Raw genomic sequence first — 13,978 nt, 5'->3', positions numbered from 1 at the left:
CGCTTCAGCGCAGCAGCAGATTGACGGCGATCACCAGCGCCGGCAGGCCCAGCGCGAAGCCGGCCATCGCCACCGCGGTCATCAGCCGCAGCCGGCGGTCCAGCCGCGCCGCTTCCTTGCGCAGCGCATCGATCGTGATCGCATGCTGTTCGGCCAGCAGCTTGACGTTCTCGGCCTGCTGCATCGCGGCCGTTTCCAGCTCGGCGACACGCGCCGCGAGCTGGCGCGCCTGCGCCTGCGGATCGAGCGCCGGCGTGCCGTCGCCGCTGTCGGCCGGCTCGTCCTTGCGCTTGCTCTTCTTGAGCTTCTCGATGGTCTTGTTGGCCTGCTCGAGAATGGTCGGCAGCAGGGACAGCACGGTGCTGACGGTAGCGGGGTCCAGGGCCATGAATCGCTTGCGAAGGGAGGGCACGGGTCACCTCACGTGGGAGCCGGTGCGGTGCGCCGGTCGGGGCGAGGGGGGCGGAAGAAGCGACAGCGGTGGCGGCACGGGGCCGCCACCGCGCTGCCGTCAGTCGCCGCGCAGCAGGTCGTTCAGGCTGGTCTTGGCGCGCGTCTGCGCGTCGACCTTCTTGACGATCACGGCGCAGTACAGGCTGTACTTGCCATCCTTCGACGGCAGGTTGCCGGCCACCACCACCGAGCCGGCCGGCACGCGGCCGTAGTGGATCTCGCCGGTTTCGCGATCGTAGATCTTGGTCGACTGGCCCAGGTAGACACCCATCGAGATCACCGAGTTCTCCTCGACGATCACGCCCTCGACGATTTCCGAGCGGGCGCCGATGAAGCAGTTGTCCTCGATGATGACCGGATTGGCCTGCAGCGGCTCGAGCACGCCGCCGATGCCGACGCCGCCCGACAGGTGCACGTTCTTGCCGATCTGCGCGCACGAACCGACGGTGGCCCAGGTATCGACCATCGTGCCCTCATCGACATAGGCGCCGATGTTGACGTACGAGGGCATCAGCACCGCGTTCTTCGCGATGAACGAGCCGCGGCGGGCCACCGCCGGCGGCACCACGCGAAAGCCGGCCCTGGCGAAATCGTCGGCCGACCAGTTGGCGAACTTGGTCGGCACCTTGTCGTAGAACTGCGCGAAGCCGCCGGCGGCCATCGGCGCATTGTCCTCGAGGCGGAACGACAGCAGCACCGCCTTCTTGATCCACTGGTTGACGATCCAGTCCTTGCCTTGCTTCTCGGCCACGCGCAGCGTGCCCGCGTCGAGCTGGCCGATTACCGTGGCCACCGCTTCGCGGATGTCGGCCGGGGCGGACTTGGGCGACAGGCTGGCGCGGTCTTCCCAGGCCTGGTCGATCAGAGCTTGCAGTGCTTGCGTCATATGCGTTTCTTCGCGTGTTGTCGTGGTTGAATTCGAGGCCGCCGTGCGTGGTGCCGGTGGCGGCCGGTATTGCGGCGGATATCGGGTCCGAGTTCCGGGTCCGATTCCCCGGGCCGATTCCCGGAGCCGATCCCAGGTCCGGGGGCGTCGAATCGTGGGATCGAATTGTCCTCCGGCGGGCTCAGCCGCGGCGCGTCAGCCCCCGGCAGAAGGCGACGATGCGCTCGGCACCCTCGCGGCATTCCTCGGGCGTCGCCACCAGCGCCATCCGCACGCGGTTGGCGCCCGGGTTGATGCCGTCCGTTTCGCGTGCCAGATAGCTGCCCGGCAGCACGGTCAGGTGCTGCTCGGCGTAAAGCCGCGCGGCGAACTCGGTGTCGGAAAGGCCGGTGCGCGAGACGTCGGCCCACAGATAGAAGCCCGCGTCGGGCAGCGCGACGTCCAGCACCTCGGCCAGCATCGGCGTGACCTCGGCGAACTTGGCGACATAGGCGGCGCGGTTCTCGCGCACATGGGCCTCGTCGTTCCAGGCCGCGACGCTGGCGCTCTGCACCGCCGGGTTCATCGCGCCGCCATGATAGGTGCGATACAGCAGGAAGCGGCCCAGCAGCGCGGCGTCGCCGGCGACGAAGCCCGAGCGCAGGCCCGGCACGTTCGAGCGCTTGGACAGGCTGGAGAACATCACCAGCCGCTCGAAGCCGCGGCCCAGCCGGTGCGCCGCCTCGAGCGCGCCCAGCGGCGCCTTGCCTTCGTCGAAATAGATTTCGGAATAGCACTCGTCGGAGGCGATCACGAAGCCGTGGCGGTCCGACAGCGCGAACAGCTGGCGCCAGTCCTCCAGCGACAGCACCGCGCCGGTCGGATTGCCGGGCGAGCAGACGTAGACCAGCTGCACGCGCGGCCAGACGTCGTCGGCAATGCGGTCGAAGGCGGGGGCGAAATTGCGGGACGGATCGCTGTTGGCGAACACCGGCGTCGCGCCGGCGAGCAGCGCGGCGCCTTCATAGATCTGATAGAACGGGTTCGGGCACAGCACCAGCGCGCCGGGGCGGGTACCGTCGACCACGGTCTGGGCGAAGGCGAACAGCGCCTCGCGCGAGCCGGTGACCGGCAGCACCTGGCTGGCGGGGTCGACGCGGGGCAGGCCGTAGCGGCGTTCCAGCCAGCCGGCGATGCATTGGCGCAGCGCTTCGGAACCGGCCGTTGTGGGATAATTCGCCAGCCCGCCAAGCGACTCGGCCAGCGCATCGCGGATGAAACGCGGGGTCGGATGCTTGGGCTCGCCGATGCCGAAACTGATCGGCCGCAGCGCGCCGTTCGGCTCGATTCCCGCAAACAGGGCCTTCAGTTTCTCGAACGGGTAGGGCTGCAGCAAATCGAGACGCGGGTTCATGATGGGTCGAAGGCCTGTCGAAACGCAGCATTATAAGGGACGAGGCTGGGGACGAGGCGCCGCGCCGAGGGACCGGCGGGCCGCGCGCTCTCCGGCCCGATCCGCCCACGTCCGGCCCATCCGGCCCATCCGGCCCGTCCGGCCCATCCGGCCTGTTCGGCCCCTCCAGCCCATGCGGCCCATTCGGCCCGATCTGGGCCAACGGGCTTGAGCGGCTTGACGGGCCCCGGTCGGGCACCCCGAACCACCCAGAGCCATGTCAGGCACCGTTTCCCGGGTGCCGCCTCCAGTGTTTTCCATTCCATGAGCCATTCCAACGCCAATGTGCAGCCCGGCGCCCTCCATGACGCCGACAGCTTCAAGGCTTCCCTGTCGATCCTGCTCGGCGCCTCGGTATGGGGCATCGCCTGGTATCCCTATCGATTGCTGGACGCCTGGGGCCTCGGCGGCATGAAGGCCGCGGCGGTGGTCAGCGCGGTCGCCGCCGTGCTGGCGCTGTTGGTGCTGCGGCGGCAGCTGCGCGGCCTGCGCCGGTCGTGGCTGTTCGTCGCGATCGCGCTGGCGGCCGGCGTCACCAATGCCGGCTTTGTCTGGGGCAGCGTCCACGGTCATGTGATGCGGGTGCTGCTGCTGTTCTATCTGACCCCGGTGTGGACCGTGCTGGTGGCGCGGCTGCTGATCGGCGAGCGCGTCTCGCCGGCGGGCCTGATGCTGGTGGCGCTGGCGATGTTCGGCGCCGGCCTGATGCTGTGGACGCCCGAGGTCGGCGTGCCGCTGCCGCGCGATGCGGCCGAATGGGCCGGTCTGGTGGCGGGCATCGCCTTCGCGTTCAACAACGTGCTGTCGCGCCGCGCCGGGCAGCGCTTTCCGGAGATGGACGCGCGGCTGCGCACGCTGATGGTGTTCGGCGGCGGCACGCTGGTCGGCGGCGTCGCCTCGCTGTGGCTGGACGCCGGCGCGGTGACGATCGCACCCGAGGCCCGCGTGGCGGCGCCGCTGCTGGTGCTGGGCCTGGCGGCCACGCTGGTGGTCGGCAACGCGATCGTCCAGTACGGCCTGCAGCATCTGCCGGCGAACCGGGTCTCGCTGCTGATGCTGTTCGAGATCGTGGTCGCCGCGGTGTCGTCGTGGTGGCTGGCGACCGAGACGCTGAGCTGGAAGGAGGCGGCCGGCGGCCTGTGCATCGTGGCGGCCGGGGCGCTGTCGGGTCTGGTGCACCGCCGCGGCGGGCCGGTGCGGGCGGCCGACGGCGCCCGGTGTACCGGCCTGCAGGGGCAGCAAGGGCAGTAGGGGCCGCCATCACGGTCTGGCGCCGGGAGGTACCCGGGATGCCGCCGGGGTGCCGTCGGCACCGCTGCCGAAGCGCACCGGATGCGGCCGGGATGCGGCCCGGATGGCGCGGGAAGCGGCCGGCAACGTCCCCGTAACTGCCGGTAAATCCGGCTGGACGGCGTCACACCGATGGTATGATTAGCGCCAATTTTCGGGCACAAGTGCGCGACGAATGCGGTGCGGACGGCACGTCGGCACAGGGCGTCGCGCAGGCTGCCCGGCCTTTCTGGGTGCCGCTCGCGGGCGTGCCTCACCACGGATTCGAACCCATTCAAGACCAACCGTGCGACTGTCCTCGATCAAGCTGGCGGGCTTCAAGTCCTTTGTCGATCCCACCAATTTCCAAGTGCCCGGCCAACTGGTCGGCATCGTCGGTCCCAACGGCTGCGGCAAGTCCAACATCATCGATGCGGTGCGCTGGGTGCTCGGCGAGTCCCGCGCTTCCGAGCTGCGCGGCGAATCGATGCAGGACGTCATCTTCAACGGTTCCACCGCGCGCAAGCCGGCCGGCCGCGCCAGCGTCGAGCTGGTGTTCGACAACGCCGAAGGCCGTGCCGCCGGGCAGTGGAGCCAGTACGCCGAGATCGCGGTCAAGCGCGTGCTGACCCGCGACGGCACCTCGTCCTACTACATCAACAACCAGCCGGTGCGCCGGCGCGACATCCAGGACATCTTCCTGGGCACGGGCCTGGGTCCGCGCGCCTACGCGATCATCGGCCAGGGCATGATCTCGCGGATCATCGAGGCCAAGCCCGACGACATGCGGATCTTCCTCGAGGAAGCGGCCGGCGTCTCCAAATACAAGGAACGCCGCCGGGAGACCGAGAACCGGCTGTCGGACACGCGCGAGAACCTGACCCGGGTCGAGGACATCCTGCGCGAGCTGTCGGCCAACCTCGACAAGCTCGAGGGCCAGGCCGAGGTCGCGCAGCGCTTCAAGGCACTGCAGGCCGAGGGCGAGGAGAAGCAGCATCTGCTGTGGCTGCTGCGCAAGCGCGAGGCGCTGGCCGAGCAGGAACGCCATCAGCGCGCGATCGAGCAGGCCCAGATCGACCTGGAAGCGCAGACCGCGCAGCTGCGCCACGTCGAGGCCGAGCTGGAGACGCTGCGCGCCGCGCACTACGCCGCTTCCGACGGCATGCACGCCGCCCAGGGCGCGCTCTACGAGGCCAATACCGAGGTCAGCAAGCTCGAGGCCGAGATCCGCTATGTGGTCGAGTCGCGCAACCGCGTGCAGGCGCAGATCGCCGCGCTGACGGCGCAGCGCGAGCAGTGGCAGGCCAAGGCCCAGCAGGCCGGGGACGAGCTCGAGCAGGCCGAAGAGGAACTGGCGCTGGCCGAGGGCCGCACCATCGAGGCGCAGCAGGCGGTCGAGCAGCAGAGCGAAGCGCTGCCGACGCTGGAAGCCCAATGGCGCGACGCGCAGGCGCTGCTGAACGAGCAGCGCGCCGGCATCATGCAGGCCGAGCAGGCGCTCAAGCTCGAGGCCGCGCACCAGCGCAACGCCGACCAGATGCTGCAGCAGCTGGAGCAGCGCCGCGAACGCCTGTCCGGCGAGGAAAAGGGCCTGGACCGGCCCGACGACGTCAGGCTGGAGGAACTGCGCGCCGAGCTGGCCGAACACGAGGCGATGCTCGAGGACGCCCAGGCCGCGCTGGCCGAGGCCGAGGACAATCTGCCGCGGCTCGACGCGGAACGCCGCGCCGCGCAGGAGCGCGTGCAGAGCGAAGCCGCGGCGATCGCGGCGCTCGAGGCGCGCCTGGCCGCGCTGCGCCAGCTGCAGGAGAACGTGCAGAGCGAAGGCAAGGTCCAGCCCTGGCTGGCCAGGCACGGCCTGTCCGAGCTGCCGCGCCTGTGGAAGAAGATCCATATCGAACCGGGCTGGGAAAACGCGCTCGAGTCGGTGCTGCGCGAAAAGCTGGCCGCGCTGGAAGTGTCCAGCCTCGACTGGGTCAAGGGGCTGCTGACCGACGCGCCACCGGCCAAGCTGGCCTTCTACGCGCCGCCGCCGGCGGCACGCCCCGGCGAAGCGCCGGCCGGACTGCGTCCGCTGATGTCGCTGCTGCAGATCACCGAGCCGGGCATCCGCGCGGTGATGCAGGACTGGCTGGCCGACGTCTACACCGCGGATAGCATGGAGCAGGCGCTCGCGGCCCGCGCGAGCCTGCCCGAGGGCGCGACCTTCGTCGTCGCCGAAGGCCATCTGGTCGGCCGCAGCTCGGTGCATCTGTATGCCGCCGACTCCGAGCAGGCCGGCATGCTGGCGCGCGAGCAGGAAATCGAGAATCTGCAGAAGCAGGCCCGCGCGCAGACGCTGCTGGCCGACGAGGCCAAGGCCCAGGCGGTGCGCGCCGAGGCTGCCTTTACCGAGGGCAGCCGCAAGCTGGTGGAGGCGCGCGCCGACAGCGAGCGCGTCACGCGGCGCGTCCATGGGCTGCAGATGGACGTGCTCAAGCTGTCGCAGGCGATGGAGCGCTACGCCGCGCGCAGCAGCCAGATCCGCGAGGAGCTGGAGGAGATCGCCGCGCAGATCGACGAGCAGCGCGCGCTGAAGGCCGAATCGGAGGCCAACTTCGAGCGGCACGATGCCGAGCTGGCCGAGATGCAGGCCGCGCACGAAGACCACCAGATGGCCTACGAAGCGCTGGATGCGAAGCTGTCCGACGCGCGCCAGCAGTTGCGCGATCTGGAACGCGCCGCCCAGGAGGCCGTGTTCGCCGAGCGCAATCTGGCCGCCCGCATCGACGAGCTGCGCCGCAATATCCAGGTCGCGGGCGACCAGAGCGAGCGCATCGCCGAATCGCTGGAGAACGCGCGCGCCGAGCTGGAAACGATCAACGAGCAGACCGCGCATACCGGGCTGCAGGAAGCGCTGGAACTGCGTGCCGAACGCGAGCAGAAGCTGGCCGCGGCCCGCATCGAGCTCGACGCGCTGTCGGCGCAGCTGCGCCAGTCCGACGAGCAGCGCCTGGCCGCCGAGCGCAGCCTGCAGCCGCTGCGCGACCGCATCACCGAACTGCAGCTCAAGGAGCAGGCCGCGCGCCTGGCGCAGGAGCAGTTCGCCGAGCAGCTGGCCGCGGCCGAGGTCGACGAGGCCGCGCTGGCCGGCAAGCTGACCGGCGAGCTTGGCGCCAACCTGAAGCCCTCCTATCTGCAGGGCGAGGTCACGCGGATCAACAACGCGATCAACGCGCTCGGCCCGGTCAACATGGCCGCGCTCGAGGAACTGGCGGCGGCGCGCGAACGCAAGACCTTCCTCGACGCGCAGTCGGCCGACCTGAACGACGCGATCCAGACGCTGGAAGACGCGATCCACAAGATCGACCAGGAAACGCGTGCGCTGCTGCAGGGCACCTTCGACCAGGTCAACCATCATTTCGGCGAACTGTTCCCGCAGCTGTTCGGCGGCGGCCAGGCCAGGCTGATCATGACCGGCGAGGAGATCCTCGATGCCGGCGTGCAGGTGATGGCGCAGCCCCCGGGCAAGAAGAACTCGACGATCCACCTGCTGTCGGGCGGCGAAAAGGCGCTGACCGCGATCGCGCTGGTGTTCGCGATGTTCCAGCTGAACCCGGCACCGTTCTGTCTGCTCGACGAGGTCGACGCGCCGCTGGACGACGCCAATACCGAGCGCTACGCCAATATGGTCGCGCGCATGTCCGACAAGACGCAGTTCGTCTTCATCTCACACAACAAGATTGCAATGGAAATGGCGCACCAGCTGATCGGCGTCACGATGCAGGAGCAGGGGGTGTCGCGGATCGTCGCCGTCGACATGGACGCGGCCGTTTCGATGGCGGAGGCGGCATGACCGGATCGCTTCGATTGACGCATGGGCGCAAGCATCGGCTGGCGTTTTCGCCGAACCGTGGAGGGCGCGCGTAATGGATCTCCAAACCGCGCTGGTCGTCGCCGGCATCGTGCTGCTGCTGCTGGTGGTGGCCTACAACCAATGGCAGATCCGCAAGTCGCGTCGTCCGCGCGCGCTGCAACCCGAGGACGACCTGCCGCCGATGCGCGAGCCGGTGGTGGGCGAGGAAATCAAGCCCGAAGTCAGCGCCAAGCTGCACGAGCCGCCGCGTCCCGAAACGATCCAGCGCAAGGAGCCGAAGCTGTCGGTGCCGCCGCTCGATGACGACGCCCAGGCGGCGCAGGCGGCTTCGCCGCTGATGGCCGGCAGCGCCGATGCCGACGAGCTGCTGGCCGAGGAAGTCGCCGATGGTGTCGCGCGCAGCGCGCCGTCCGTGCGCACTCCCGGCGCGCCCCCCGCCCCGCACGCCGGCCAGGATACGCCTGCCGACGCGGGCGAGGCACCGAAAACGGCGCGGGCAGAGCCTTCCGCCACGGCCGCCGCGCCGGCCGCGGCGCCGCAGCCCGAACCGGTGGCCGAGCCGATCGTGGCAGACGGGCAGCCCAGGCCCGCGGTCATCGATCCGCTGATCGACTGCATCGTGCCGCTGCATCTGGAACGCAAGGCCTCGGGCGACCGCATCCTGCCGCTGACCGGGCGCCTGCGCCGGGCCGGCACCAAGCAGGTCCACATCGAGGGCCTGTACGAGCCCGCCAACGCGTGGGAGCCGGTGACCGCCGGCCATCAGTACGAAGACCTGCAGGTCGCGGTGCAGCTGGCCAATCGCGGCGGTCCGCTGAACGCGCTGGAATTCTCCGAGTTCGTCAACGCGGTCGAGGCGCTGGCCGAATCGCTCGATGCGTCGGCCGAACTGCCCGACATGAGCGAGACCGTCGCCAATGCACGCGAGCTCGACGGCTTCGCCGCCGCCTGCGACGTGCAGCTGGGCGTCAACGTGGTGTCCGACGGCGCGCCGTGGTCGGCCGCCTATGTGCAGAACGTCGCCACGCAGGACGGCCTGGTGCTGTCGCGCGACGGCACCCGCTTCACCCGCTACCAGGCCGGCCCCGACGGCATCCAGCGCGCGCTGTTTACGCTGCAGTTCGGCGATACCAACTTCCTGCGCGACGATCTGACCGTCAAGGCGGGCAGCCAGATCACGCTGCTGCTGGACGTGCCGCAGGCCTCCCAGGCGGTCAAGCCGCTGAAGACGATGTGCGAGTATGGCGACAGCCTGGCGCAGCGGATGGGCGCAAGACTGGTCGACGACAATCACCGGCCGCTGACCGAGACGTCGTTCGTCGCGATCTTCCAGCAGCTGCAGGCGCTCTACGACAAGCTCGAGGCGCGCGGCATGCCGGCCGGATCGCCGGTGGCATTGCGCCTGTTCAGCAGCTGACGGGCGGACCCGCACCGCTTTCAGTCGTTCGCTTTCGCCGTCCGCTTTCATCGCCCGTTTCGCCGTCCGTCAGCCGACCGCTTTTTCGTACCGCCCACGCCCATGCCAGCAAAGAAACACGGCGCTCCCACTCCGGCCGATGCGCCGCGGACCGCTGCGGCCAAAGCAGCCGACGCGGCCGAAGCCGCGCGTCCGGACAATTCCGCCGACAAGCCCGATACCCCGGCCGCGCGCGCCGACTGGCTGCGCGAGCAGATCGAGCACCACAACTACCAGTATTACGTGCTCGACGCGCCGACCATTCCGGACGCCGATTACGACGCGCTGTTCCGCGAACTGCAGGAGCTGGAGGCCACGCATCCGGAACTGCTGACGCCTGAGTCGCCGACCCAGCGCGTCGGCGGGCAGCCGCTGACGGCGTTCGCGACGGTGCGGCACCGGCTGCCGATGCTGTCGCTGAACAATGCGTTCGACGACGACGACGTGATCGGTTTCGATCGCCGCTGCGCGCAGGGCCTGGGCCGCACCGTCGCCGCCGAGGGCGCCGCGGACCTGTTCTCGGCCGCCGACGCGGTCGAATATGCCTGCGAGCTGAAGTTCGACGGCCTCGCGATGTCGCTGCGCTACGAAAACGGCCGGCTGGTGCAGGCCGCCACGCGCGGCGATGGCGAGACCGGCGAGGACGTGACCGCCAATGTGCGCACGATCAAGGCGATTCCGCTGAAGCTGAAGGCCGGCGCGCCGGCGGTGATCGAGGTGCGCGGCGAGGTCTTCATGTACCGGCGCGATTTCGACCGGCTCAATGCGCGCCAGGCCGAGGCCGGCGAGAAGACCTTCGTCAATCCGCGCAACGCCGCGGCCGGCAGCCTGCGCCAGCTCGATCCGCGCATCACCGCGCGCCGTCCGCTGTCGTTCTTTGCCTATGGTCTTGGCGAGCTTGACGGCGAGCCGCGCCCGGCCACCCACGAGGCGCTGCTCGAACGCTTTGCCGCGCTCGGCCTGCCGGTCTGCGCCGAGCGCGCCGTGGTCAAGGGCGCGCAGGGGCTGCTCGGCTTCTACCGCGGCGTCGGCAGGAAGCGCGACAGCTTGCCCTATGACATCGACGGCGTGGTCTACAAGGTCAATGCGGTCGACGAGCAGGAACGCCTGGGCTTCGTCTCGCGCGCGCCGCGCTTTGCGCTGGCGCACAAGTTCCCGGCGCAGGAAATGACCACGGTGGTCGAGGACATCGAAGTCCAGGTGGGCCGCACCGGCGCGATCACGCCGGTGGCGCGGCTGGCGCCGGTGTTCGTCGGCGGCGTCACGGTGACCAATGCCACGCTGCACAACGAGGACGAAATCCGCCGCAAGGACGTGCATATCGGCGACACCGTGATCGTGCGCCGCGCCGGCGACGTGATTCCGGAAGTGGTCGCGGTGGTGCCGGAGCGCCGGCCCGCCGAGGCGCGGCCGTTCGTGATGCCCACCGAGTGCCCGGTGTGCGGCTCGCATATCGAGCGGCTCGAGGACGAGGCGATCGCACGCTGCACCGGCGGGCTGATCTGCGCGGCGCAGCGCAAGCAGGCGCTGCTGCATTTCGCGCAGCGCCGCGCGATGGATATCGAAGGGCTCGGCGAAAAGGTGGTCGACCAGCTGGTCGAGCAGGGCATCGTCCGTACGCCCGCCGACCTGTACAAGCTCGGCGTGGCCAAGCTGGCGGCGCTGGACCGCATGGCCGACAAGTCGGCCAGCAACCTGGTCGCCGCGATCGACGCGTCGCGCGCCACCACGCTGAACCGCTTCATCTTCGCGCTGGGCATCCGCCATGTCGGCGAGGCGACCGCCAAGGACCTGGCCCGGCATTTCGGCAAGCTCGACGGGCTGATGGCGGCGGACGAAGCCGCACTGCTTGAGGTCAACGACGTCGGTCCGGTGGTCGCGCAGTCGATCGCGCATTTCTTTGCCGAGGCGCACAACGTCGAGGTCATCGAGCAGCTGCGCGCCGCCGGCGTGCATTGGCCCGAGAGCGAGCCGGCCGCGCGCGCGCCGGCGCCGCTGGCCGGCAAGACCTTCGTGCTGACCGGCACGTTGCCGACGCTGTCGCGCGAGGAGGCCAAGGCGTTGCTCGAAGGAGCCGGCGCCAAGGTCGCGGGCTCGGTGTCGAAGAAGACCGACTACGTGGTGGCGGGCGAAGAGGCCGGCAGCAAGCTGGCCAAGGCGCAGGAGCTTGGCGTGCCGGTGCTGGACGAGGCCGGCATGATGGCGCTGCTGCAGCAGCACGGGGTGGCGGGAGGCTGATGCCGAAGCCACCGCTGAAGCCGGTGCGAAGGACTGCGCGAAGGACTGCGCTGGCCGCGATTGGCGGCGCTGTCCAGTGGGACGCCGGATCGCCGGTCGGCAAAGCAAAGGGGCAGGGGCGATTCCGAAAGAACCGGCCTCCGCCGCGCGATTAACCTCGCCGGGTTCTTCCCATCACCAGGAGACACCCATGAGTCCGATCGCAGCACAACCCGCACCATGCGCCGATTGGCCGGCCGTCCGCGTCAAGCTCGACGGCTTGCGCGAGCGCTTGCGGCAGCAACCGGCGCAGCGGCACGAGCAGGTCTTTGTCTTTCGCGGCCAGACATTTCGGCTCGAATATCTCGCCGATGCGGATACCGGCATCCTGCGCAGCATCCGGTCTCACAGGGGCAGCGTCGAGCGGCGCGCCGGACGTCTCGCGTGCCGGGTGTCGGCCGCGCCGTCGCCGGTGCCGTGGCCGCTTCGCATCCGGCAAATTGTCGCGAACCTGTTTGCGCCGCTGCTCGACATGTGGGACGGCGACAAGCAGTGGACATTCGGCTGTCCCATGCTGGAGTCGCGCGCGCAGACGATGCTGCGCTATCTGACGCCGCATGTGCCGCTCGAACGCCTGCGCTCGGTCAACGTCGACGTGGACAGGATCTTCGCGGCGTGAGCATGGGTCCGATCCTGGCACCCGCGCGCCCCGCGGCCGTCGGCGCGCAGCGCTGGCTATAATCGACCGGATCTCGGTGGAGAACCACCGCATGCGGCCGCCGGTACGACCGCCGGCCGCCCAGGCAGAGGACAAGCAATGATTCGCGACATTCTGAAGATGGGCGACCCCCGGCTGCTGCAGGTTGCCCGCCCGGTCCAGCGCTTCAATACCCCCGAACTTCGCACGCTGATCGAGGACATGTTCGACACGATGGACCATGCCAATGGCGCCGGGCTGGCCGCGCCGCAGATCGGCGTGGACCTGCAGGTCGTGATCTTCGGCTTCGAACGCAACCCGCGCTATCCCGATGCCCCGCAGGTGCCCAAGACGGTGCTGATCAATCCCGAGCTGACGCCGCTGTCCGACGAGATGGAGGACGGCTGGGAGGGCTGCCTGTCGGTGCCGGGACTGCGCGGCATGGTGCCGCGCCATACCAGCCTGCGCTATACCGGCTTCGATCTGATGGGGCAGCGCATCGAGCGCGTCGCCGAGGGCTTCCATGCGCGCGTGGTGCAGCACGAGTGCGACCACCTGCGCGGCATCCTGTATCCGATGCGGGTCAAGGACTTCAGCAAGTTCGGTTTTACCGAGGTGCTGTTTCCCGAGCTGAACGGGGTGCCGTCGGACGATTGAGCTCGCGGGCCGTCGCCTCGGCAACAGGGCAAGAGGCGATAGCCGACAGCCGATAGCCGATGGCCGATCAGCAAGCGCGATAAAAGGCGGGATCGGCCGGGACCGCGCAGCGGCCGGTCCCGGCACCGGGCCTCAGAACTTCTCGAACGGCCCGAGGAAGCGCCACTGGCCGACCGGCAGGTCGCCGAGCACGATCCGGCCCATGCGGACGCGCTTCAGTCCGACCACCTTCAGGCCGACCTGCTCGCACATCCTGCGGATCTGCCGCTTCTTGCCTTCGCGCAGCACGAAACGCAGCTGTTCCTCGTTCTGCCAGCTGACCTTGGCCGGCTTCAGCGGCTCGCCGTCCAGCGACAGGCCGTGGCGCAGCTTGTCCAGCCGGTCGGCGGGGAACACGGCGGAAACATTGCGCTCGACCGGCCCATCGGGCGCATCTTCCCAGACCACCCGCACCAGGTACTCCTTCTCGATGTTCGAGTCCTCGCCGATCAGCTGGCGGGCAATGCGGCCGTCCTGGGTCAGCACCAGCAGGCCGGTCGAATCGATGTCGAGGCGTCCGGCCGGGGCCAGGCCCTTGTGTTGCCAGGGCGCATAGCGCTTGCGGGTCGGATCGTTTTCCCACTGGTTCTCGGCGGCAAACAGCACGGCGGCCGGCTGATAGCCTTCCTCGGCCTGGCCGGACACATAGCCGACAGGCTTGTGCAGCAGCACCGTGACGCGCTCCCCTTGCTCGGAGCGGGCAGCCTGATGGATCTCGATCGTCGCGTCCGGGCGGATGCGCGTGCCAAGCTCGGTCACCGGCTTGCCGTCGACCAGCACCCAGCCGCGCGGAATCCATTCGTCGGCCTCGCGGCGCGAGCACAGGCCCAGTTCGGACATCCGCTTGGACAGGCGCACCAGGCCATCGGGCTCATGCGCCGCGCCGGCGGCATGCGCGTTCGACGGCGGGCGCGCGGGGCTGCGGGCCGGGGCGGGGCGCCGCGCGTCGTCGCGGACACGGTCGCTGCCGGGTTTGGGGGCACGGCCGGCGCCGGCGCCGAAGCCGGAGCGGGCCG

The 13,978-nt window shown here is 69.7% G+C and carries 10 protein-coding genes; 6 read left to right on the top strand and 4 right to left on the bottom strand.

The annotated features are described in order from the left end of the window. Positions 1 to 4: 4 nt before the first annotated feature. The 3 genes from F7Q96_RS21770 to dapC all read right to left on the bottom strand — a co-directional run bounded on the left by F7Q96_RS21770 (position 5) and on the right by dapC (position 2,732). Entirely contained in the window at positions 5 to 388 is a 384-nt protein-coding gene (locus F7Q96_RS21770; RefSeq protein WP_170265973.1) for a hypothetical protein, read from the bottom strand. Between the two features lie 123 nt (positions 389 to 511). Next, positions 512 to 1,339 carry a 2,3,4,5-tetrahydropyridine-2,6-dicarboxylate N-succinyltransferase gene (gene dapD, locus F7Q96_RS21765; RefSeq protein ID WP_053821651.1) on the bottom strand — a complete coding sequence of 276 codons (828 nt, stop codon included), beginning with the start codon at positions 1,337 to 1,339 and terminating at the stop codon, positions 512 to 514. A 181-nt stretch (positions 1,340 to 1,520) separates the two neighbouring features. Continuing rightward, positions 1,521 to 2,732 (bottom strand): succinyldiaminopimelate transaminase, encoded by a 1,212-nt coding sequence (dapC, locus tag F7Q96_RS21760; RefSeq protein ID WP_151023276.1) that lies wholly within the window; start codon positions 2,730 to 2,732, stop codon positions 1,521 to 1,523. Positions 2,733 to 3,035: 303 nt separating this feature from the next. Here dapC and F7Q96_RS21755 point away from each other — a divergent pair, with 303 nt between their 5' ends. From F7Q96_RS21755 to def, 6 genes are all read left to right on the top strand, one after another. Further along, positions 3,036 to 4,022: a DMT family transporter gene (locus F7Q96_RS21755; RefSeq protein ID WP_053821652.1), complete on the top strand. Its 987-nt coding sequence runs from the start codon at positions 3,036 to 3,038 to the stop codon at positions 4,020 to 4,022. Positions 4,023 to 4,347: 325 nt separating this feature from the next. Next, positions 4,348 to 7,875 (top strand): chromosome segregation protein SMC, encoded by a 3,528-nt coding sequence (gene smc, locus F7Q96_RS21750; RefSeq protein ID WP_053821653.1) that lies wholly within the window; start codon positions 4,348 to 4,350, stop codon positions 7,873 to 7,875. Positions 7,876 to 7,948: 73 nt separating this feature from the next. After that, positions 7,949 to 9,313 carry a cell division protein ZipA C-terminal FtsZ-binding domain-containing protein gene (locus F7Q96_RS21745; RefSeq protein WP_151023274.1) on the top strand — a complete coding sequence of 455 codons (1,365 nt, stop codon included), beginning with the start codon at positions 7,949 to 7,951 and terminating at the stop codon, positions 9,311 to 9,313. Positions 9,314 to 9,415: 102 nt separating this feature from the next. Next, positions 9,416 to 11,590: an NAD-dependent DNA ligase LigA gene (gene ligA / locus F7Q96_RS21740; RefSeq protein WP_082371444.1), complete on the top strand. Its 2,175-nt coding sequence runs from the start codon at positions 9,416 to 9,418 to the stop codon at positions 11,588 to 11,590. A gap of 76 nt (positions 11,591 to 11,666) precedes the next feature. Beyond that, positions 11,667 to 12,248 carry a hypothetical protein gene (locus F7Q96_RS21735; RefSeq protein ID WP_151023272.1) on the top strand — a complete coding sequence of 194 codons (582 nt, stop codon included), beginning with the start codon at positions 11,667 to 11,669 and terminating at the stop codon, positions 12,246 to 12,248. Positions 12,249 to 12,386: 138 nt separating this feature from the next. Next, positions 12,387 to 12,923 carry a peptide deformylase gene (gene def, locus F7Q96_RS21730; RefSeq protein WP_053821655.1) on the top strand — a complete coding sequence of 179 codons (537 nt, stop codon included), beginning with the start codon at positions 12,387 to 12,389 and terminating at the stop codon, positions 12,921 to 12,923. Positions 12,924 to 13,055: 132 nt separating this feature from the next. Here the strand turns inward: def and F7Q96_RS21725 are convergent. Further along, positions 13,056 to 13,978, bottom strand: a 923-nt coding sequence (locus F7Q96_RS21725) for a pseudouridine synthase (RefSeq protein ID WP_151023270.1), incomplete at its 5' end; no start/stop codon positions are given.

The sequence above is a fragment of the Cupriavidus gilardii genome (genome assembly GCF_008801915.1).
In the GTDB taxonomy this organism is placed as follows: Bacteria; Pseudomonadota; Gammaproteobacteria; order Burkholderiales; family Burkholderiaceae; genus Cupriavidus; species Cupriavidus gilardii.
This window is presented reverse-complemented; position numbering and strand designations above follow the sequence as displayed.

What these genes read in the sequence shown, in the direction of transcription:
- F7Q96_RS21770 (WP_170265973.1), bottom strand. Translation starts at nt 388, where the DNA reads ATGGCCCTGGACCCCGCTACCGTCAGCACCGTGCTGTCCCTGCTGCCG.
- dapD (WP_053821651.1), bottom strand. Translation starts at nt 1,339, where the DNA reads ATGACGCAAGCACTGCAAGCTCTGATCGACCAGGCCTGGGAAGACCGC.
- dapC (WP_151023276.1), bottom strand. Translation starts at nt 2,732, where the DNA reads ATGAACCCGCGTCTCGATTTGCTGCAGCCCTACCCGTTCGAGAAACTG.
- F7Q96_RS21755 (WP_053821652.1), top strand. Translation starts at nt 3,036, where the DNA reads ATGAGCCATTCCAACGCCAATGTGCAGCCCGGCGCCCTCCATGACGCC.
- F7Q96_RS21745 (WP_151023274.1), top strand. Translation starts at nt 7,949, where the DNA reads ATGGATCTCCAAACCGCGCTGGTCGTCGCCGGCATCGTGCTGCTGCTG.
- ligA (WP_082371444.1), top strand. Translation starts at nt 9,416, where the DNA reads ATGCCAGCAAAGAAACACGGCGCTCCCACTCCGGCCGATGCGCCGCGG.
- def (WP_053821655.1), top strand. Translation starts at nt 12,387, where the DNA reads ATGATTCGCGACATTCTGAAGATGGGCGACCCCCGGCTGCTGCAGGTT.